Origin of the sequence: Mesorhizobium sp. L-8-3 (genome assembly GCF_016756615.1) — a bacterium.
Classification (GTDB): domain Bacteria; phylum Pseudomonadota; class Alphaproteobacteria; order Rhizobiales; family Rhizobiaceae.
In genome coordinates this window covers 3,355,798-3,373,606 of record NZ_AP023262.1, presented here as the reverse complement: position 1 = coordinate 3,373,606, position 17,809 = coordinate 3,355,798, and the positions used below count along the sequence as shown (strand labels likewise).

The 17,809-nt window shown below is 63.1% G+C and carries 19 protein-coding genes and 2 pseudogenes; 9 read left to right on the top strand and 12 right to left on the bottom strand.

What is annotated here, in order from left to right:
• Window positions 1-20 precede the first annotated feature (20 nt).
• The 7 genes from JN302_RS15770 to JN302_RS15740 all read right to left on the bottom strand — a co-directional run bounded on the left by JN302_RS15770 (window position 21) and on the right by JN302_RS15740 (window position 7,974).
• Window positions 21-767, bottom strand: coding sequence for an SDR family oxidoreductase (locus JN302_RS15770; protein WP_202313321.1), 747 nt, complete (start codon window positions 765-767; stop codon window positions 21-23).
• Between the two features lie 8 nt (window positions 768-775).
• On the bottom strand, window positions 776-2,230 hold the full coding sequence (locus JN302_RS15765; RefSeq protein WP_202313320.1) for an aldehyde dehydrogenase family protein: 1,455 nt from the start codon (window positions 2,228-2,230) through the stop codon (window positions 776-778).
• A gap of 95 nt (window positions 2,231-2,325) precedes the next feature.
• Window positions 2,326-3,450: a 3-isopropylmalate dehydrogenase gene (gene leuB, locus JN302_RS15760; RefSeq protein WP_202333512.1), complete on the bottom strand. Its 1,125-nt coding sequence runs from the start codon at window positions 3,448-3,450 to the stop codon at window positions 2,326-2,328.
• Window positions 3,451-3,527: 77 nt separating this feature from the next.
• Complete coding sequence (locus tag JN302_RS15755; RefSeq protein WP_202313319.1) at window positions 3,528-5,024, bottom strand: tripartite tricarboxylate transporter permease; 1,497 nt, start codon at window positions 5,022-5,024, stop codon at window positions 3,528-3,530.
• A gap of 9 nt (window positions 5,025-5,033) precedes the next feature.
• Window positions 5,034-5,492, bottom strand: coding sequence for a tripartite tricarboxylate transporter TctB family protein (locus tag JN302_RS15750; RefSeq protein WP_202313318.1), 459 nt, complete (start codon window positions 5,490-5,492; stop codon window positions 5,034-5,036).
• A gap of 29 nt (window positions 5,493-5,521) precedes the next feature.
• Window positions 5,522-6,469 (bottom strand): tripartite tricarboxylate transporter substrate binding protein, encoded by a 948-nt coding sequence (locus tag JN302_RS15745; RefSeq protein ID WP_202313317.1) that lies wholly within the window; start codon window positions 6,467-6,469, stop codon window positions 5,522-5,524.
• Between the two features lie 95 nt (window positions 6,470-6,564).
• Window positions 6,565-7,974, bottom strand: a complete 1,410-nt coding sequence (locus tag JN302_RS15740) for a sulfatase (RefSeq protein WP_202333511.1) — start codon at window positions 7,972-7,974, stop codon at window positions 6,565-6,567.
• 151 nt (window positions 7,975-8,125) lie between these two features.
• On the opposite strand from JN302_RS15740, the gene JN302_RS15735 reads away from it, so the two are divergent.
• Window positions 8,126-8,806: a GntR family transcriptional regulator gene (locus JN302_RS15735; RefSeq protein ID WP_202333510.1), complete on the top strand. Its 681-nt coding sequence runs from the start codon at window positions 8,126-8,128 to the stop codon at window positions 8,804-8,806.
• A 187-nt stretch (window positions 8,807-8,993) separates the two neighbouring features.
• Window positions 8,994-9,248: a hypothetical protein gene (locus tag JN302_RS15730; protein WP_202313314.1), complete on the top strand. Its 255-nt coding sequence runs from the start codon at window positions 8,994-8,996 to the stop codon at window positions 9,246-9,248.
• Window positions 9,249-9,462: 214 nt separating this feature from the next.
• Here the strand turns inward: JN302_RS15730 and JN302_RS15725 are convergent, their stop codons facing one another.
• The 5 genes and pseudogenes from JN302_RS15725 to JN302_RS15705 all read right to left on the bottom strand — a co-directional run bounded on the left by JN302_RS15725 (window position 9,463) and on the right by JN302_RS15705 (window position 12,170).
• Window positions 9,463-9,663: a hypothetical protein gene (locus JN302_RS15725; protein WP_202333509.1), complete on the bottom strand. Its 201-nt coding sequence runs from the start codon at window positions 9,661-9,663 to the stop codon at window positions 9,463-9,465.
• Between the two features lie 67 nt (window positions 9,664-9,730).
• On the bottom strand, window positions 9,731-9,892 hold the full coding sequence (locus JN302_RS15720; RefSeq protein ID WP_202333508.1) for a hypothetical protein: 162 nt from the start codon (window positions 9,890-9,892) through the stop codon (window positions 9,731-9,733).
• 88 nt (window positions 9,893-9,980) lie between these two features.
• A pseudogene (locus JN302_RS39630) lies at window positions 9,981-10,106 on the bottom strand (electron transfer flavoprotein subunit alpha/FixB family protein); the annotation flags it as partial.
• A 65-nt stretch (window positions 10,107-10,171) separates the two neighbouring features.
• The gene (locus JN302_RS15710; RefSeq protein WP_202333507.1) at window positions 10,172-11,389 is read right to left on the bottom strand and encodes an NAD(P)/FAD-dependent oxidoreductase; all 1,218 of its coding nucleotides are present in this window, start codon (window positions 11,387-11,389) and stop codon (window positions 10,172-10,174) included.
• 16 nt (window positions 11,390-11,405) lie between these two features.
• Window positions 11,406-12,170 carry an HpcH/HpaI aldolase family protein gene (locus tag JN302_RS15705; RefSeq protein ID WP_202313308.1) on the bottom strand — a complete coding sequence of 255 codons (765 nt, stop codon included), beginning with the start codon at window positions 12,168-12,170 and terminating at the stop codon, window positions 11,406-11,408.
• Between the two features lie 109 nt (window positions 12,171-12,279).
• Between JN302_RS15705 and JN302_RS15700 the strand changes: the two are divergent.
• The 7 genes and pseudogenes from JN302_RS15700 to JN302_RS15670 all read left to right on the top strand — a co-directional run bounded on the left by JN302_RS15700 (window position 12,280) and on the right by JN302_RS15670 (window position 17,748).
• Window positions 12,280-13,170 (top strand): annotated as a pseudogene (locus tag JN302_RS15700) (2-hydroxy-3-oxopropionate reductase).
• Window positions 13,171-13,175: 5 nt separating this feature from the next.
• On the top strand, window positions 13,176-13,988 hold the full coding sequence (locus tag JN302_RS15695; protein WP_244846392.1) for a shikimate dehydrogenase family protein: 813 nt from the start codon (window positions 13,176-13,178) through the stop codon (window positions 13,986-13,988).
• Window positions 13,981-14,787, top strand: a complete 807-nt coding sequence (locus JN302_RS15690) for an SDR family NAD(P)-dependent oxidoreductase (protein ID WP_202333505.1) — start codon at window positions 13,981-13,983, stop codon at window positions 14,785-14,787. The genes JN302_RS15695 and JN302_RS15690 overlap by 8 nt, the downstream gene beginning before the upstream one ends.
• A 15-nt stretch (window positions 14,788-14,802) precedes the next feature.
• The gene (locus JN302_RS15685; protein WP_202313305.1) at window positions 14,803-15,150 is read left to right on the top strand and encodes a RidA family protein; all 348 of its coding nucleotides are present in this window, start codon (window positions 14,803-14,805) and stop codon (window positions 15,148-15,150) included.
• A gap of 49 nt (window positions 15,151-15,199) precedes the next feature.
• Window positions 15,200-15,988 (top strand): FadR/GntR family transcriptional regulator, encoded by a 789-nt coding sequence (locus JN302_RS15680; protein WP_202313304.1) that lies wholly within the window; start codon window positions 15,200-15,202, stop codon window positions 15,986-15,988.
• A 286-nt stretch (window positions 15,989-16,274) separates the two neighbouring features.
• Window positions 16,275-16,988 (top strand): SDR family oxidoreductase, encoded by a 714-nt coding sequence (locus JN302_RS15675; RefSeq protein WP_202333504.1) that lies wholly within the window; start codon window positions 16,275-16,277, stop codon window positions 16,986-16,988.
• A gap of 10 nt (window positions 16,989-16,998) precedes the next feature.
• A complete protein-coding gene (locus JN302_RS15670; RefSeq protein WP_202333503.1) occupies window positions 16,999-17,748 on the top strand; it encodes an SDR family NAD(P)-dependent oxidoreductase in 750 nt (249 codons plus the stop codon).
• Window positions 17,749-17,809 lie beyond the last annotated feature (61 nt).

Sequence of the window (17,809 nt, the reverse complement as noted above, 5' to 3'; positions counted from 1 at the left end):
GAAGGCTGCCACGTGCCCCCTCAGATACAGCGGCCGCCGTCGACCTCCAAGCAGACCCCGGTGACCATGCTGGCCTCGTCCGAGCACAGGTAACAGGCCGCATTGCCCATGTCCGCGGGTGTCGAGAACCGGCCCAGCGGAATGGTCGACAGGAACTTCGCACGCACTTCCGGAGTATCCTCGCCCATGAACATCTTCAGAAGCGGTGTCTCTCCGGCCACCGGATTGATCGCATTGACCCGCACCCCTTCCGGGGCAAGCTCGATCGCCATACCGCGGGTCGCGTTGGTCATCCATCCCTTGGAGGCGTTGTACCAGCTCAGCCTGGGCCGCGGGCTGACCGCCGCGGTGGAGGCAACGTTCAGGATTGCGCCCGCCCGACGCCGCTTCATGTGCGGGACGATCTCTTGCGCGGTCAGGAAGACGGACTTGCAGTTGACCGCGAGAACCCTGTCGAAATCTTCCTCGCTGATCTCGTCCATTGGCGCGGGGAGATGCGTCGTACCGGCATTGTTGACCAGGATGTCGATCTGTCCGAATGCGGCAAGTGCGGCGTCCGCCATCGCCTTGACGTCGCCGCGGGCCGTCACGTTGGTCCTCGTCGCCTGCACGCTCTCGCCGAGTTCGACGGCCAGGGCATTCGCCAGTTCGATGTTCAGATCGGCGATCAGTACCTTGGCGCCTTCGCTCGCAAACTTGCGAACTATCCCGGCCCCGAATCCGGATGCTCCGCCGGTCACGATGGCTGATTTTCCGTCGAGTCTCATGTGATGTCCTATCCGTGATATGCTGCTACGGTTTTCAAGGTCGAGAAGCCGAAAAGTGCCTCGAAGCCCTTTTCGCGTCCGTGGCCGGAGAGCCGAACGCCGCCGAACGGAAGTTCGACGCCGCCGCCGGCCCCGTAATTGTTGAGGAAGACCTGACCCGCTCGCAGCTTCCGCGCCAGCCGCATCTGGCGAGCGCCGTCACGCGACCAAACGGAGGCGACCAGGCCGAACTCCGTCCCGTTCGCGATTGCGACGGCCTCCTCCTCGTCCGAGAACGGTATGACCACTTGAACCGGCCCGAAGATTTCCCTCTGTGCCAGGACGTGATCAGGCCGCACGCCCGCGAACAACGTCGGCGCGACATAGGAGCCGCCGGCAGGCGCACCGGCCACAACGGTGCCGCGCGCGGCCACGTCGAGGTCCGACCCCATGGCCAGAAAGTCCTCGACGATGGTCTTTTGCCGCGACGAGACAAGTGGGCCCAGGTCCAGATCGGCCATCGCCGGCCCTGCTTTCATCGCGTCGTAGCGAATGCTCATGGCGGCAACCAGTTCGTCGTACCGGCTTCGATGCACCAGGATGCGCGAGGCTGCGGAGCAGGTCTGCCCCGCATTCTGAATGCCCGAGTTCACAAGGAACGGAAGAGCGGCATCCAGGTCCGCGTCGTCAAAGACCAACTGGGGCGACTTGCCTCCAAGTTCCAGCGTGACCGGCACGACGTTGGTCGCGGCCGCCTGCTGGATCAGTTTTCCAACGCCGACCGAACCGGTGAACGAAATATGGTGTATCCTGGGATGCCGCGAGAGAGCGGCGCCCGCCTCGGCGCCCAGTCCGGGAACCACGTTGAGCGCTCCATCTGGCAGCCCGGCCCGGCGGGCGATCTCCGCAAAGGCGAGCGCGGTGAGGCAGGCCTCCTCCGCCGGTTTCAGGACGGCGGCATTCCCCATGGCAAGCGCTGCGCCCACGGAACGTCCGATGATCTGCATCGGATAGTTCCAGGGGATAATGTGGCCGGTGACACCGTGCGGTTCGCGCAAGGCATAGACAGTATATCCGTCAAGATAGGGGATCGTCGTGCCGTGCACCTTGTCGGCCGAGCCTGCATAGAATTCCATGTAGCGTGCGAGAGCCACCGCATCCGCGCGTGCCTGCTTGAGAGGTTTGCCCACGTCGAGCGCTTCAAGCTTCGCCAGTTCGTCAGCCTGTTCGAGCACCAGCTCTCCGATTTTTGCGAGAATGCGGCCACGCTCGAAACTGGCGAGCTTTCCCCAAGTGCCGGCACGTGCCGCTTCGGCGGCGTCGACGGCCCGTTCGATGTCCTCCGCGCCGCCGGCGGCGATTGCGCAGATCTCAGTTCCATCGGAAGGGTTGTAGAGGCCGATCTGGTTCCCGGACGCGGGGGGCACCCATCGGTTCGATATGAAGCAATGTCCGGGTTCCGGCAGCAAGGGGTGAAACGTCATACGCAGGTTCCTTGGGTTGGGGTTTCAGGCGGCCGGACGCTGAGCAGGCCGCATCAGCCGTTCCGTTCTGCCGGGCGGCGATGGCGACCGCGCGATCACAAAAACGCCAGTTGGTCTTCCGCCGCCGCGAGGATGGCGTCGCCCATTCCTTCGGTGGTAACGGGGATCCCGAAATTGGCCGGTAGCAGATCGGCGGTCCGGACACCTTGCGCGAGCGTGGACTTGATCGCGGCTTCGATCAGCTCCGCTCCCTTCGCCATATCAAGGGAATAGCGAAGCGCCATTGCAACGCTGAGGATGCACGCAATCGGATTTGCGAGGTTCTTGCCCACGATATCCGGCGCCGATCCATGCACCGGTTCATACAATCCGAACCAGCGACCCGAAGAAGACTTGTCGCCGATCGAGGCGGAGGGCAGCATTCCAAGCGAACCCGTGAGCATCGCTGCCTCGTCGCTAAGGATGTCGCCGAACAGGTTGTCGGTAACGATGACATCGAATTGCCGAGGGTTGCGGACCAATTGCATGGCACCGTTGTCGGCGTACATATGAGTCAGGTCGACGTCGGCGAACTCAGCGTCATGAAGGTCCTGGAGTTCTTCCCGCCAGAGCATTCCGGCTTCCATCACGTTCGCTTTGTCCATCGAGCAAAGGCGCTTGTCTCGACTGCGCGCGAGTTCGAAGGCGAAGCGGGCGACCCGTTCTATCTCTTCGCTCGTATAGCGTTGGGTGTTGATGCCGATCTTGCGCCCCGTCTCGCTCGGGAACACGCCGCGCGGTTCGCCGAAATAGAGGCCGCTCGTAAGCTCGCGCACGATGACCAGATCAAGCCCTTCCACCACTTCAGGCTTGAGGGTGGACCGTGTCGCAAGCGCGTCGAAGCAGGTGATCGGCCGCAGATTCGCGTAGAGATCGAATTCCTTGCGGAGCCGCAGCAGGCCCTGCTCGGGCCGAAGCCGGAACGGCGCGCTTTCGTATTTCGGGCCACCGACTGCCCCGACCAGAAGCGCGTCGCAGGAGCGCGCCAGGTCGACCGTCTCTTCGGTCACCGGCACCGCGTGTCTGTCATAGGCGCATCCTCCGAGCAGGGCCGGCACGGTCTCGATACCGGCGTCGAGGCGCGCATTGAGCCAATCGATAATCCGTACGGCCTGTCCCATGACTTCCGGGCCGATGCCGTCCCCCGCCAGAACCAGCACTCTGCGTCGGCGTTCTCCCATGCTCACGGTTTTCGTACTCCCGTCATCTTTCAAAATTTCCAACGGTCGATCGCCGCCGTCCGTGCGTCAGGTCCGGCTCACGGTTCGCGGCGCATCTCTCGCCGGCGTGCGACGGTCCTCATCAGGGGCCAGGACACGACGAGGAAGGTGACGGCGAAGATCAGCGAAGCGATGGGACGTTCAAAGAACCGGACTGGATTCATCTGGGTCAGGATCAGTCCCTGCCGAAGGCTCGTCTCCAACGAGGGTCCAAGGATGAAGCCGATGACGATCGGAGCCAGCGGAACGTTGGCCAGGCGCAACAGGAACCCGACCATGCCTGCGACAACGGCAATCCAGACGTCCAGGATGCTGGCGCGGACAACAAATGATCCCGCCAAAGCGAGCGCGACGACGAAACCCATGATCAATGCGTGCGGGATACGGAGAATTCGCGTGAACAATCGTGTGGTCAGAGCGCCTGCGAGGAACATCATGACATTGGCAGCGAGCAGGGCAACGAAGATGAAGGCTATGAGATCGGGATTGTGTGCGAAAAGCTGTACGCCGGGGGTCACACCATGGATGATCAAAGCCCCCATCATCACAGCGGTCGCCGCATCGCCCGGGATTCCCAGCGCCAGGGTCGGGACCAGCGCGCCGCCCGTCACCGCATTGTTTGCAACCTCCGACGATACCAGCCCTTCCGGTTCGCCTGTGCCGAACCTGTCTCGGACGGGCGATGCGGCGCGCGCCCTGGAATAGGACAAAAGACTGGCGGCAGTGGCTCCGATTCCGGGAAGAACTCCCAGAAATGTGCCGATCAGCGAACTGCGCAGGAGCGTCCTTTTCAGCCGCCACCACGCAGTGAAGGGAGCAATCTTGAAGCCGGCGTGGTCAATGGCATCCGCAACGACCATTTTCTTGCCTGCGGACATGAAGACCTCGGAAAGCGCGAACAATCCGATCAGGATCGGTACGGCGTGGAGGCCGGCAGAGAGGGCGAAGTTTCCAAAAGTGAATCGCTCCACTCCGCTCATGCTGTCGATGCCGACGGTGGACAGAACCAGTCCGACTACTCCCGCCAGAAGCCCCTTGAGCGTGCTTCCGCTCGAGACCCATGCGATGGTCGTCAGAGAGAAAATGATCAGCGCCAGCGTCTCGATCGAGCCGAAGCGGATGGCAAGGGATGCAAGCTGGGGCGCCGCGAAGATCAGAACCAGCCCGGAGAACAGGCCTCCGATGGTCGAGGCCATGGTCACCCAGCCGAGCGCCTCATCCGCATGCCCTTTCTGTGCCATGGGATAGCCGTCGAAGGTGGTGGCGGCTGACTGCGGCGTGCCCGGGACATTGATCAACACCGCCGGAATTGCGCCTCCGAAGATCGACGACACATAGATCGCGAGCAACATTCCGATGGCCTGCGGGGCGCTGAGCGCAAAGGTGAAGGGGAGAACCATCGCAAGCGCGGTCACCGTGCCCAGGCCCGGAAGCGCGCCGACAACGATCCCAACGAATGTCGCGATCACCATGACGATCAGGGTCAGAGGGTCGCCGAGATGCGACAGCGCTCCAAGGAACGTTTCAAGGTCCATCGGGCTGTCTCACCAAAAGTCGGGAACCCGCGGGAGCGGCAGCGCGGCGACGCGTGTCAGAACGAGATGGAGCGCTCCGCTTCCCAGCACCGCCCCCAAGGCGTTCAGCAGATGGCGCCGGAACCCGAGCAACCAGCAGGTCAGGAAAACCGCGACCGGGGCGACGAGCATGAAGCCCAACGGTTGCAGCAGCAAGGTCGCGGCAGTCAGAAGAACCGCGATGGCCACGATAGTCGCCCAGTCCCGGCCCGCCGTCGGCACAAATGGACCGCGAAGACCCGCGACGAGGATCGCCAGTGAAAGCACGATCCAAATCGTCAGGAAGACCTGGGGCACCAGAAAAGGCGGAATGTCCCCCGCAAGCGCGAAGGAGCCCTCGGCCTGCTGAAAGCAGGAAACCAGAAGTACGCAGCCGATGAGGCCGAAGGCCAAGCCAAGTATCACGTCGCTGTTGATCCACCTGTTCATCGGTACGATCTCCGAGCCGGGCAATGCGATCACTTGACCAGGCCGATCTCGGCCAGCAGCGACGCGTTGCGCTTGTATTGGTCGCTGAAGAACTTCGCGAAGTCTTCGCGGCCGAGATAGCTGATCTGGTAGTTGAGCGTCTCCATGCCTTTGACGAAATCCGCATCCCTCAGCGCCGCCGCGCAGGCCGTCGACAGCTTCTCGACGATGGCATCGGGTGTCCCCGCCGGAACGAAAGCACCGAACCAGACGCTCAGCTGAATGTCGTGGCCGAGTTCCCGTAGCGTGGGAACGTCGGGCAGAGCCGCCAGCCTCTCCGCACTGGCGACTGCGAGAGCCTTGGTCCCATAGATGTTCGCGGCGGTGTAGATATCGCCCTGTACGACCGCTTCGCCGCCGAGAATCGCTTTGGCGGAAGCAGCGCCGCCATCGGTGGGGAGATAGACGAACCCGACGCCATAGGCCTTCGCCGCGGCCGCCTGGACGATATGGGGAAGTGAACCGACCGCCTGCCCGGTGGCGACCATGCCGCCGGCCTTTGCATCCTTCATCAGATCATCCAGCGAGTTATACTTGCTGTCGGGTGCGACGAGAATGGCCGTAGCCGTGTCTGAAATCTTGCAGATGGGTATGAAGCTGTCCTTGCCGTAGGGCAATGGCCGCAGATGTGGCTGGATCGTCACCGTCGCCACCGGGCTGTAGGCCACAGTGTAGCCGTCGGGTGCTGCCGCCGCAGCCTGCGCGGTGCCGATGGTGCCGCCTGCTCCCGGGACGTTGAGCGGCACGATGGTTGCCCCGTCGAGCGCCTTGCTCATCGCCGTCTGGAACAGCCGCCCGGAAACATCGGCGTGACTCCCGGGCGGGAATGCGATGACGAGTTCGATCGGTCTTTCCGGCCAGTCGGCAAACGCCGCCGTTGCGGCCATGGCTGCGAAGACAGCGGAAATGGCATACATACTCAGTCTGTAGATAGACATCTGTTCCTCCCTTGGAATCCGGCCCTCCCAAGCCGGCGCGTCAAACCTTGACAGTCCCCGGTCAGGGCGTTCCGCTGCCTTTCTCTGGACCCCGTTCAGAAGTGGTCCGGGAGCCGCGGTTTGCAGTATTTGGCTTCCACCCCCTCGGTTCTCATGCTTTGGGCATAGAGCTCCAACATCCGCTGGACGACCTGTGGATTGTCGGCGGCTACGTTGTTCTGTTGTTTCGGGTCGGTGCGCAGATCATAGAGTTCGACCGGTTCCCGCGGCGTTGCAAACAGAAGCGACCACTCCGGCGTGGTGATTGTGACCGGCTGCCAGTCCACGACGGTCCTCATCAGGTCGTCGACTGCAAGGACGCCCTCCCCCGGATTCGCGAAGGGCAGCGCGGTCAGGATGTGATCGCGGCCCACGAAAGGCTCTCCCATCGCCGCCGGCAACAGCGACCGACCGTTGACGCCCTCGCCCGGCTTCAGGCCGACCATGTCGAGCAGGGTCGGCGCGATATCCAGCGCGCAGGCAAGTTCGCTCGTGCGGCCCGGCTTTGCGCCCGGTACATGGATGATGAGCGGCACCTTGGCGATCTCTTCGTAGAGTGGAGAGCGCATCCATGTCGCCTCGCCTGGAGCGCGCCGAACCAGCTTGCCCATCTGTTCGTGCTCGCCCAGCAGGAAGCCGTGGTCGGACACAAAGATGACGGCGGTCGAATTCTCGATCCCGAGATAGACCAATTGTTCGAGGAGGTGGCCGATCCAGCGGTCGACGAGTTCCAGCTCACCCGCGTAGCAGGCACGCGCGACTTGCACGTCGCGATCGGTCAGTCCGTGCTTGCTGATGTTGCCGTAGGGCGGATGGACACGCTCGCCGCTGTAGTCTGGCAGGTAACGCTTGATATAATACGCGGGCGGATCCCATGGCTCGTGCGGATCCCAAGTGTCGACCAGCGCGAAGAACTTGTCCTGGTAGATTTCTTCGAGCGACTTTGCTGCCTGGATCATCGTCAGCGGCGCCGGGCAGTCCCTTTCGCCTGACCTGTGGTCGGGCCTCACCTTTCCGGTGATAGGCCATTGCGGCATCTTTCCTTTTGACTGTCCCTTGTCCTCGCCCGGTGCCGAATAGGCGTTGTACTGCGGTGTCCCCAGCAGTTGCGACTTCATGTCGTAGAAATAGTTGAACCCGCGATCATAGTTGTAGCCATTGACCTGATAGAAAGGCGTGTCGACCACTCCAAGGGTCGTGTAGCCCGCGGAAGTCATTTGCGACACGATCGAGATGTCGGACTTCGGCAGAGGACCCCAGCCATTTCCCGCATAGGCAGCCTTGCCGGTGAGGTAGTCGTATCTCGCCGGCACAGTCGGAAAACTCGAGGCATAGTAGCGATCGAACACCATCGATCGTGCGGCAAGACGGTCAAGATTCGGGGTGTGGACGTGACCGCCGTTGTAACCCAGCATGTCCCCCCTCACCGTATCCGAAACGATCATCAAAATCTTGTCGATTGCCAAGTTCGTATCCTCCCATGAATGCACCGGTTGAGTAATATATTACACATCACATATGACGCGTCAACAGTTGCGCTGACAATCGATTGCCGGCAAGATAGAGGCGGCTTCGGAGCACGAGGACCACTCGCGGACCATTGAGGACGCTTTGAGATTGACCGATACCCAAGACGAATTGCCTCAACTGATGTCGCACCAGAGCTTCCGCGAGCAGGCACGCGAAGTTATCAGGGGCATGATCGTTAGCGGAAAGATGGCGCCTGACGCCCTCTATTCAGCTCCGAAGATCGCGAGCGACCTCAACGTCTCGGCTACGCCCGTTCGCGAGGCGCTGCTGGACCTGGTTCAGGAAGGGCTGCTGCGGCCGGTGCGCAACCGCGGCTTCCAGGTCGTGATCATGACTGCCAAGGAACACGACGACGTGTTCAAGATTCGGCTCCTTCTGGAAGTGCCGAGCATCCGCGAAATCGCGAAAAGCTCACCGACCGCCAATCAGATGAAAGGACTCTACGACCTCGCGAACGCTGCCCGGCAGTTCGCACGGGAGGGGGATCTCATCGCCTACCTCAACGCGGATCGGCGGTTCCACATTTCCCTGATCGAACTGCTGGGCAACAAGCCCCTTACCGAGTTGGTGGCGTCGCTGCGAGACCGGGTCCGCCTTCTCGGCCTCGCGAATTCGGGCGCCAGATCGCATATTGTCCAGTCGGCGACCGAACATTTCGAACTGCTGGACCGGATCGCGGCGAGCGACACGGAGAGTGCCGCTGCCATCATAGAGCGGCATCTCAGGCGTTCCCGCGACGTGTGGGGAGCCGGAAGCGGTCCCGCCTAGCGAAACTGTCTCGGGCTATCACTGCTTCGGCCGATTCTGATCGGAACCCCGTCTGGAATTCCCGCGACGCTTCAAACCCGGGAAACGCAGAATGGCGGAATAGCGGCGGGCAAACTGGTTCTTGCTGGAACAGGCGCCATAATCAAGTACAGTCCCTGGGCTATCGCAGACGGAGGAGGAAGAGCAAATGTCCGTCGATGCGGCACCGAGCAAAGTGAACGCCGAATATGCAATCGAGTACCTCCAGGAGCACCCGCAAGCCGGGCTTTGCTGCGAGGATCGGCGCTGGTGGATTACACCGAATGCGAACGAGACCGATCAGCAGATCCTGCTTCTTGATGTGGCTGAAGCTGAGCGGCTCAAGGACGATCCTCGCCTTCGACTTGTGTCCGGAATCGCTCATACAGGCCGGTCGCTCTGGGTCGTTCGGAGAATGACATAACCATCTGCCATTCCGCTCGGGTGGCGGCAGGACTTTACCGCAAGCCCATTGGCGACGGACGCGAGGTCGTCGCGGCAGCGATTCGGCCGAAAACCCGCTCTCGCTGGAAGAAGGCCCTGGCCGGGAGCACGCCGCCCATCCTCACTCGACGCCTTCCGCGAGCCCGGTTCTTTCTCGGCAGGCGACAATTCGCAGGGCGCGGCCATAGCCTGCGCTACGGTCCCGTGATCCTGTCCAGCGCAAATGCGACCCTCTCGCGCAGCAACTCGGCCATGTCACCATTTAGATGCAGCCGTACCCGGCCGCCGCGGGCATCCGTGAGCATGAGCATTACGCCTCTGTCGGTTTCGTTGTCGGCTAACTGGACATCCGTGACCACGAATTCGTGTGTGTGCCTGTTCAGATCTGAACCCATTTTCGCTCTCCTCTGCTGAAGAACGATGTAGCGCGCTAAGTTTGATGGGCCATGAGCGTTCTCAGGCTCAGCCAGGGCGGACAAACGAAGAGTGAACCGCGCCGGGATTGCCGGAGGTTTGGCGGGTGAAGTTGGTCACGCCGGCATTGCTGGACGGGCCTGGCGTGTGCAGCCACAGCGCCGAGTTCGACGAGCCGTTTTGCATCGGGCAGGGAATCATTTCTTTCATCGGATGGTTTTCACAGCCGCCGATCTCCGGACGTGAACGGCGATCCCAGTTGGGAAGCTCCGGTCGCGCATGCCGCGATACCGGCGTCAAGGAGACCTTTCAGTTCCGGCAGTATGGTGAAGAGGTCGCCGACGAGACCGCAGTCGGCGACCTGGAAGTTCGGCGCTTCCTCGTCCTTGTTGATGGCGACGACGACCTTGGAATCCTTCATTCTCCGCCGAGGCGAGCGCGCGCCCGCTCAGGGCAAACGGCTGTGGCTCCCCGCAGTTGCGGGAGGAGCTAGATGACGGCCTCCTCCAGGAAGGGCTCGTTGCGAAGTATCCGCTCGTAGCTGAAGGGCGACAGATCGAGCGTCCGGAAGGCGCCGTGGATGATCAACTCCGACACGGCGCGTCCGACCGCGGGCGACTGCTGCAGCCCGTGCCCCGAAAAGCCGTTGGCGAACATGAAGTTCGTCACGGCCGGGTGGAAGCCCACGATGCCGTTGTGGTCCAGCATGTTGTACTCATAGTGGCCGGTCCAACTCGTCTGGACCTTGAGGGCATCGAATGCGGGGATGCGATGCCAGAGCGCCGGCCAGATGCGCTCGTCGAATTCCTCGTGATGCATCTCGAAATCGTCGTAGTCGGCCGGGCCGTCGTCGAGGGGCGTGTTTCCTGTGAGAAACAGCTCTCCCTCCGGCCGCACGAAAGTGCCCGACAGATCGATCACGTTCGGCATCCTGCCCGGGATCGGCGTGGCGCTCGAAAAGACGAAGCTGTAGCGCTTGTACGGCGCGACCGGTATCGAAAGCCCCGCCATTGCGGCAACCTGTTGGGCGCGGGGACCGGCCGCGTCGATCAGCGTCCCGCAGGCGACGGTCTCGCCGGTCGCAAGCCGCGCGGCGACGACCCGTCCGCCGGATACCTGAAGCCCGGTGACTGCGTTGTCGACATATTCGACCCCGCAAGCGCGGGCGGCGCGGCGGAAGCCGTTGAGCATACCCATCGAATCAAACCAGCCCTCTTCGCGCGCACCCCAGGAACCGCCGCCGAGGTCCTCGACGTTGAGCCATGGGAAACGATCCTTCAATGGACCGGGTTCGAGGAACACCGTGTGGGCGCCCAGGCTGCGCTGCAGCTCGACGCGGGCCCTGGCCGCTTCCACGCCTTCGGGCGAGCAGCAGTAGAGGTAGCCATGTTCCCTGAAACCGAGATCGGGCGCGGGTTCGTTCTCGAAGAACGGCGCCATCCGCTCCGGAAAGCTCCTGATCATCTCGATGCCGAACTGGCTGATCTTCACGTTGATCGGATTGGAATATTGCTGCCGGATGGCGCTGGTGGACAGCGCCGTCGACGAGAATTCATAGCTGCTGTCGCGCTCGACCACGAGGATCGACATGCGCGTGCCCAGCTCCTGGCTGAGCCAGTAGGCGGTCGAGGATCCGATCACCGCGCCGCCAACGATGACGACGTCATAGGATGCATGGGCAGGCGCCTTGTAGGGAGGAATGGCCATGGCAGCTGCTCCCCGGTCAGTGGTTGAAGGAGGCGATCAAGGCGTCGGAGCCGCGCGCGAGCAGCCCCAGATCCGAGCCAACGGCGACCATGGTGAATCCGCCGGCCAGGTAGCGGTCGGCATCGGCCTTGACAGGCGCCAGGATGCCGCTGGCCTTGCCGGCGGCTGCGGCAGCCTCGCGCACCTTCGCGATCGCCTGCTGGACATGCGGAGCGCCCGGATTACCCATCGCTCCCATGTTGGTCGACAGATCGCCGGGACCGACGAACAGGACGTCGACGCCGTCGACCGCGGCGATCTCCGCCGCGTTGGCCACGCCCGTCTCGCACTCGATCTGCACGGCCAGCAGCCGTTCGTTGCGGGCATTGGCGTGATAGCCGGCAATGCGGCCGAAGGCGTTGGCGCGATGCCCGACGGAAAAACCGCGGAAGCCGCCTGGCGCATAGGTCATCGCCGCCACGATCGCGCGGGCCTGCTCGGCCGTGCGCACATTGGGGATCATCAGGCTGCGGGCGCCGATATCCATCGCCTGCTTGATCAGGTTCGGATCGTCCGAGGGCAGGCGCACGACGCCTTCGCAGGAAAAGCCGCCGAGAACCTGGAGCTGGACCATGATGCTGCGCAGGTCGTTGGGGCTGTGCTCGCCGTCGATCAGCAGCCAGCCCGCGCCCGAACCGGCGACGATCTCGGTGGTCAGGGTGGACGCCAGCGAACACCACAGGCCGATATGCGGCCGGCCGGCCGCCACCGCCGCCTTGAGGGAGTTGGGGCGCTCTTGCATTCGTCGTCTCCAGCAGAAACAAGGATTGAAATTTGTATGATGTCCTATATCATACGACCAATCGTGACTGCAACAGGCGTCACAGGGTTGCGCCGCAAAGGGAGTTGAAATGAAGATCGGCTTCATCGGGCTGGGCGTGATGGGCGCGCCTATGGCGCGGCATCTGGCCGCTGCCGGGCATGAGATGGCGACCGTACTCAATCGCTCGCCGCTCCCAGAGGGCCTCGAGGCGAAAGTGGTCCAGTCGCCCGCCGACGTGGCGCGTCTTTCCGAAGTGATCATCACCATGTTGCCGGATACGCCTGATGTCGAGCGCGTCTTGTTCGGCAACCGTGGCGTGGCGGAGGGTATCTCGGCAGGATCGCTGGTCATCGATATGAGCTCGATCAGCCCGATTGCGACGGCAGCTTTTGCCGCGAGGCTGCGCGAGGCGGGCGCGGGCTACCTCGATGCCCCGGTTTCGGGCGGCGAGGTAGGGGCCAAGGCAGCAAGCCTGACCATCATGGTCGGCGGACCGAACGAGGAATTCGAACGGGCGCTGCCGATCTTCGAGAGGCTCGGGAAGAACATCACGCTCATAGGCGAAAAGAACGGCGCCGGGCAGACCTGCAAGATCGCCAACCAGATCATCGTCGCGCTCAACATCGAGGCGGTCGCCGAAGCCCTCGTCTTCGCGAGCAAAGCCGGCTGCGATCCCGCAAAGGTTCGCACGGCGCTCATGGGCGGCTTCGCCTCCTCGCGCGTGCTGGAAGTCCATGGCGAGCGCATGGTCGCGCGCACCTTTGCGCCGGGTTTCCGTGTCCGCCTGCACTAGAAGGACCTGGGTCTCGCCCTCGAAAGCGCTCGCGCGCTCGGCGTCTCACTGCCCAACACGGCAACGACGCAAGAATTGATGAACGCCTGCTCGGCGCAGGAGGGCGGAGCGGATGCCGACCATTCCTCGCTGGTACGGGCGCTGGAAATCCTGAGTAGCCACGAACTGTCGAACAGAAGGACATGATAAACATGCGCGGAACCGGCAAAGCCGATGTCTTCGTAATGCTCGCCCATCCGGTCGGCCACGCAAAAAGCCCCGGCATCTTCAACGAAATCTTCGAGCAGAAGGGACTGGACAGCCTGATGGTTCCCTTGAGCTGTCGCCCGGAGGATTTCGAGGCCTTCTGGGCCGGCATCACCGCGGCCGAGAACATCCGCGGCGTTATCATATCGGTGCCGTACAAGACCGCGGTCTACCACAAATGCGCCGCCGCTCATGACAGGGCCGCGCGCGTACAGAGCGCCAACTCGGTGCGCCGCCAGGCAGACGGGACCTGGTACGCCGACAATTTCGACGGTGTCGGCTTCATCGACGGCCTGAAGGCAGGCGGGCACCAGGTCTCCGGTCGGCGCATACTGCAGGTTGGCGGCGGCGGCGCAGGCGCTTCGCTCGCCTACTGCCTTGCGGAGGAAGGCGCCGTGGAGATTCGCCTTGCGGACGTCGACCGCGGCAGAGCCGAGAACCTGGCCGCCCTGGTCGCCGAGAAGTTTCCGGACTGTCGGATTCAGGTCGGCGACGCCGACCCTTCGGGGATGGACATGGCGGTGAACGCGACACCATCGGGACTGAAGGCGAACGATCCGTTGCCGATGGACGTCAGCAAGCTGACGCCGGAGATGACCGTCGTGGACATCATCATGGAGCCGGCCGAGACGGCTCTGCTTCGCAAGGCAAAGGAGATCGGGTGCCGAATCCAGCCGGGGCGGCCGATGATGGATTTTCAGGTCGAGGCCATGTCCGAATTCTTCGACATAGAGCGCAGGAGCCGTAACAATGGTTGAAACGCGCACGGCAGTCGTCGTCGGCGGGACTTCGGGAATCGGACAGGCGATTGCGATGCGCTTTGCCGAGGACGGTTATCGCGTAGCCGTCGCGGGGCGCGATGCGACACGCGGCAAAGCCGTGGCCGCTGCCTGCGAAACCGCCGGTGCACCGGCGGCCCGGTTCTTCCGGACGGACGTCGGCGACCCAGCCTCTGTCGAGGCGCTCGGAAAGGCGGTCGAGGATGAATTCGGCGTGCCGCACGTCATCATCAACTGCGCAGGCCTCCTGCAGAGCGGCAAGCGCGTCCTCGATCAGGACCTGGAGGAGGACGAGAAGATGTGGCGCGTGAACTATCGCGGAACGCTCGTCGGCTGCCAGGTGTTCGGCAGGATGATGTCGGCCGCAGGGCGTGGCGCCATCCTCAATGTCGGCTCGCTGGCCTCCTTCGCGCCCCTGTCGCTTCCGGCATATACGCCCGGCAAGCATGCGGTCATGGCATTGACCCAGATCCTTGCCGCCGAGCTCGGACCGCATGGCGTGCGGGTCAACGCGGTCGCGCCCGGCTACACGCTTTCCGACGGCTTGAAGGACAAGATCGCCAGGGGCGAGCGCAATCCGGAGGCCATCAAGGCTACCACGGCGCTGCGTTGCTTCGTCGAACCGCGAGACGTCGCGGAAGCCGCGCTGTTCCTGTGCTCGGAACGCGCCGGTTCGATCACCGGCGTCACGCTGCCGGTCGATGCAGGCTGGCTCGTGCAGGCGCCCTATGCGCATTACCTGCAGGGCAACCCGATCCGCCCTGCTCCCGTCGCCTGATCCGAAAGAAGCACGATGCCCGATATCAGACGTTTCGATTTCGACACCCGCATCCACCATGGCGTCATCCACAACGGCACGGTCTATCTGACGGGTCAGGTCGCGAAGCCCGGTCAATCCGCAGCCGACCAGATGCGCGAGGTGCTGGACAAGATCGACACCCTTCTCGCCAGGGCAGGCACGGACAAGACCCGCATCCTGCACGCGCAGATGTGGCTGGACGACGTCCGCGATTTCGACGAAGTCAACAAGGTCTGGGATGCCTGGATGCCGATGGAACACGCGCCCGCGCGCTCCTCCGGAGAAGGACGCATGGCCAGGCCCGGGATGCTGGTGGAACTGATCGTGACGGCTGCGATCTGAAGGACCCGCAGCAAGGTGTCCCGGCTCCGGCAGGTTCGGAAGGAGAACGATGACGAAGCGATTGCCCCTGTCCACCGTCGTGGCCGAGAGCTTGTCGGCCAAGATACGTTCCCGCCAACTCGCGCCTGGCGCGCAACTGCCGACGGAAGCCGAGCTCTGCGCCGAATACGACGTAAGTCGCACCGTCATTCGTGAGGCGGTGGCTCGCCTGCGATCCGATGGGATGGTGGTGCCGCACCAGGGGCGGGGCATGTTCGTCAGCGAGATGCCGACCCCGCGCAACTTCTCGATACCGGACGAGGCATTGAAGACCCTGCCTGAAACCATCGCTCTTCTCGAACTGAGGTTGAGCGTCGAGGTCGAGGCCGCCGGGCTTTGCGCCGAGCGAAGGACCGAAGCCGAAGCCGAAGCCATCCGCGCGCTTATGGAACAGGTCGATGCGCAACACGCGGATCCGTTCGCCGTGCAGATCCACTACGACTACGATTTCCATCTGGCCATCGCCAAGGCGGCTCGCAACGAGTTCATTCACGGCTTCCTGAGCTATCTCAAGCCGATGATCGTCCCGCGCTATCAACTCGGCTACGTGGTCGCCCCCGGGCGCAAGGACACCTACTACGCGCGCATCCACAACGAACACAAGGCGATCGTCGACGCCATCGAAAAGCGGGACAGCAGCGGCGCACGCCGCGCCATGCGCAAGCACCTCCACAACAGTCTGGAGCGCGTGCGCGGTCTGGCGCAAGCATCCGGCGTCGAAACGACAGACGCAGAACAGAAGGCGGCCGCAGAGGCGCTTTTTGCGGAGCTGAAACCGAGGGTCACGGCGAAGCGGTAGCACCAGAACGATTCCGGCAGGCGCCGGCGAGCATCCTGGCGGGGCATGCGAAAGCAGCGTTTTGTCGCGAAGCGCGCGCGTTCGCGCCCGCGCTTGGATGTCAAGTGGTAGGTTCCTTGCGCTTTCCGGGTTCTTTTTGCTGCCGACAGCCACTCGAAGCCTGCACTGCCGCCTTCGAGTCGGGCACCAAAAGGAAAGCTGATCTTTCCTTTTTCCGGCTTTTTCTTGGTTTCCATAAGGCAACCGAAGCCACACACTCTATCCAAAGCAAATTGGAAGATCCGACGTGACGACAGCCTTCATCACAGGCGCAACCAGCGGCATCGGGCGGGCCATCGCGGCGGCACTGAGCGACGCCGGCTATGACGTCTTTGCTGCAGGTCGAACCGAGGCGGCTCTCAAGGAACTCCAGGCCGAGCGCCCGGGCATAGTGCCGATCGCAATCGACATCACCGACCGAGAAGGTCTGGAGTCCATCCTCGCGGATCTGCAGATCGATGTGCTGGTCAACAATGCCGGCACGATGCCTCCGCTCGGCAATTTCGCCGACATGAAGATTGCCGACATCGATACGGCACTCGAGGTCAATCTCAGCGCGGCGATCCTGCTGACGCGCCTCGTTGTCCCGCAGATGCGGGAGCGTCAGTCCGGGCACATCATCTTCACCGGCTCTTCGGCGGCTCATGCCGCCTTCCCGAATGTGGCTGTCTATTCCGCCACCAAGGCGGGCATCGCCGGTTTTGCCGCGGCGCTGCGCGCCGACCTTTCCCAATATGGCATCCGCGTGACCGAGATTGTCCCCGGCCGGGTGGAAACGCAGCTTTACAAGGACATCCTCGACGCCAAGGCGCGGGCGGCGATGTACGCCGACAACGTCGCCGTGCAGCCGGAAGATGTCGCCAGGATGGTCGTGACGCTGCTTGGCCTTCCCGCCTGGGCCGACGTCACCCGTTTCGACATCATGCCGACCCGCCCGGTTCCGCCGAGCGGAAGCAAATAGGGAGCAAGATATGAAAGATCTTTCCGTGCTCATCGTTGGGGGTGGTTCCGGACTTGGCGCGCTGCTCGCGCGAATGGCCGTCGACGCCGGCGCGGCCAAGATCGGCATCATCGACATAAATTCCGACGCGGCGGAGACGGCGCTGGAACCGGCGCGAAAGAAGGGTCTTCCGACGGCATCGGCCAGATGCGATATCCAGGTCGGTCCGGAATGCCATGCCACCTTCGACGCGATTGTTTCGAAGCTCGGCCGCGTCGACACGCTGATCAATTGCGCCGCGATCTATCCGCGCCGTCCCATCCTCGAGATCACCGACGCCGAGTGGGACGCCTCCAACGGCATCAACATAAAGGGCACCTATCACATGATGGTTGCCGCAGTCCGGCACATGCAGCAGCAGGACCCAAAGGACCACGTGCGCGGGCGCATCGTGAACCTCACCTCGGTCGACGCCTTCAAGGCGCATCCGCAGAACCCTCACTACGCGGCGACGAAAGCTGCGGTCGTCAGCCTCACAAGGTCCTTTGCGCAGCACGTCGCCAAGGACGGCATCCTGGTCAACTCCGTCGCTCCCGCCGGCATGGCGACAGAGCGCGCGAAGGCTCTCGGCTTTCTCGATGAACTGGCGAAGGCAAGCCCGCTCGGCCGCGGCGCGCAGCCGACCGAGATCGCCGAGTGGGTGCTTATGACCGGCGGCCCGAAGAACACGTACATGACAGGCGAACAGGTCATCGTTTCGGGCGGGTACATCTACGCCTGATGCGAATGGTCGGCGGCCCGGTCAGCGAGCCGTCGGCAGCAGTCCAGGAATTCACGGAGTT

What these genes read in the sequence shown, in the direction of transcription:
- JN302_RS15725 (WP_202333509.1), bottom strand. Translation starts at nt 9,663, where the DNA reads ATGGGTTCAGATCTGAACAGGCACACACACGAATTCGTGGTCACGGAT.
- JN302_RS15770 (WP_202313321.1), bottom strand. Translation starts at nt 767, where the DNA reads ATGAGACTCGACGGAAAATCAGCCATCGTGACCGGCGGAGCATCCGGA.
- JN302_RS15765 (WP_202313320.1), bottom strand. Translation starts at nt 2,230, where the DNA reads ATGACGTTTCACCCCTTGCTGCCGGAACCCGGACATTGCTTCATATCG.
- leuB (WP_202333512.1), bottom strand. Translation starts at nt 3,450, where the DNA reads ATGGGAGAACGCCGACGCAGAGTGCTGGTTCTGGCGGGGGACGGCATC.
- JN302_RS15730 (WP_202313314.1), top strand. Translation starts at nt 8,994, where the DNA reads ATGTCCGTCGATGCGGCACCGAGCAAAGTGAACGCCGAATATGCAATC.
- JN302_RS15685 (WP_202313305.1), top strand. Translation starts at nt 14,803, where the DNA reads ATGCCCGATATCAGACGTTTCGATTTCGACACCCGCATCCACCATGGC.
- JN302_RS15710 (WP_202333507.1), bottom strand. Translation starts at nt 11,389, where the DNA reads ATGGCCATTCCTCCCTACAAGGCGCCTGCCCATGCATCCTATGACGTC.
- JN302_RS15720 (WP_202333508.1), bottom strand. Translation starts at nt 9,892, where the DNA reads ATGAAAGAAATGATTCCCTGCCCGATGCAAAACGGCTCGTCGAACTCG.
- JN302_RS15695 (WP_244846392.1), top strand. Translation starts at nt 13,176, where the DNA reads ATGCGCGGAACCGGCAAAGCCGATGTCTTCGTAATGCTCGCCCATCCG.
- JN302_RS15670 (WP_202333503.1), top strand. Translation starts at nt 16,999, where the DNA reads ATGAAAGATCTTTCCGTGCTCATCGTTGGGGGTGGTTCCGGACTTGGC.
- JN302_RS15680 (WP_202313304.1), top strand. Translation starts at nt 15,200, where the DNA reads ATGACGAAGCGATTGCCCCTGTCCACCGTCGTGGCCGAGAGCTTGTCG.
- JN302_RS15690 (WP_202333505.1), top strand. Translation starts at nt 13,981, where the DNA reads ATGGTTGAAACGCGCACGGCAGTCGTCGTCGGCGGGACTTCGGGAATC.
- JN302_RS15755 (WP_202313319.1), bottom strand. Translation starts at nt 5,024, where the DNA reads ATGGACCTTGAAACGTTCCTTGGAGCGCTGTCGCATCTCGGCGACCCT.
- JN302_RS15745 (WP_202313317.1), bottom strand. Translation starts at nt 6,469, where the DNA reads ATGTCTATCTACAGACTGAGTATGTATGCCATTTCCGCTGTCTTCGCA.
- JN302_RS15705 (WP_202313308.1), bottom strand. Translation starts at nt 12,170, where the DNA reads ATGCAAGAGCGCCCCAACTCCCTCAAGGCGGCGGTGGCGGCCGGCCGG.
- JN302_RS15750 (WP_202313318.1), bottom strand. Translation starts at nt 5,492, where the DNA reads ATGAACAGGTGGATCAACAGCGACGTGATACTTGGCTTGGCCTTCGGC.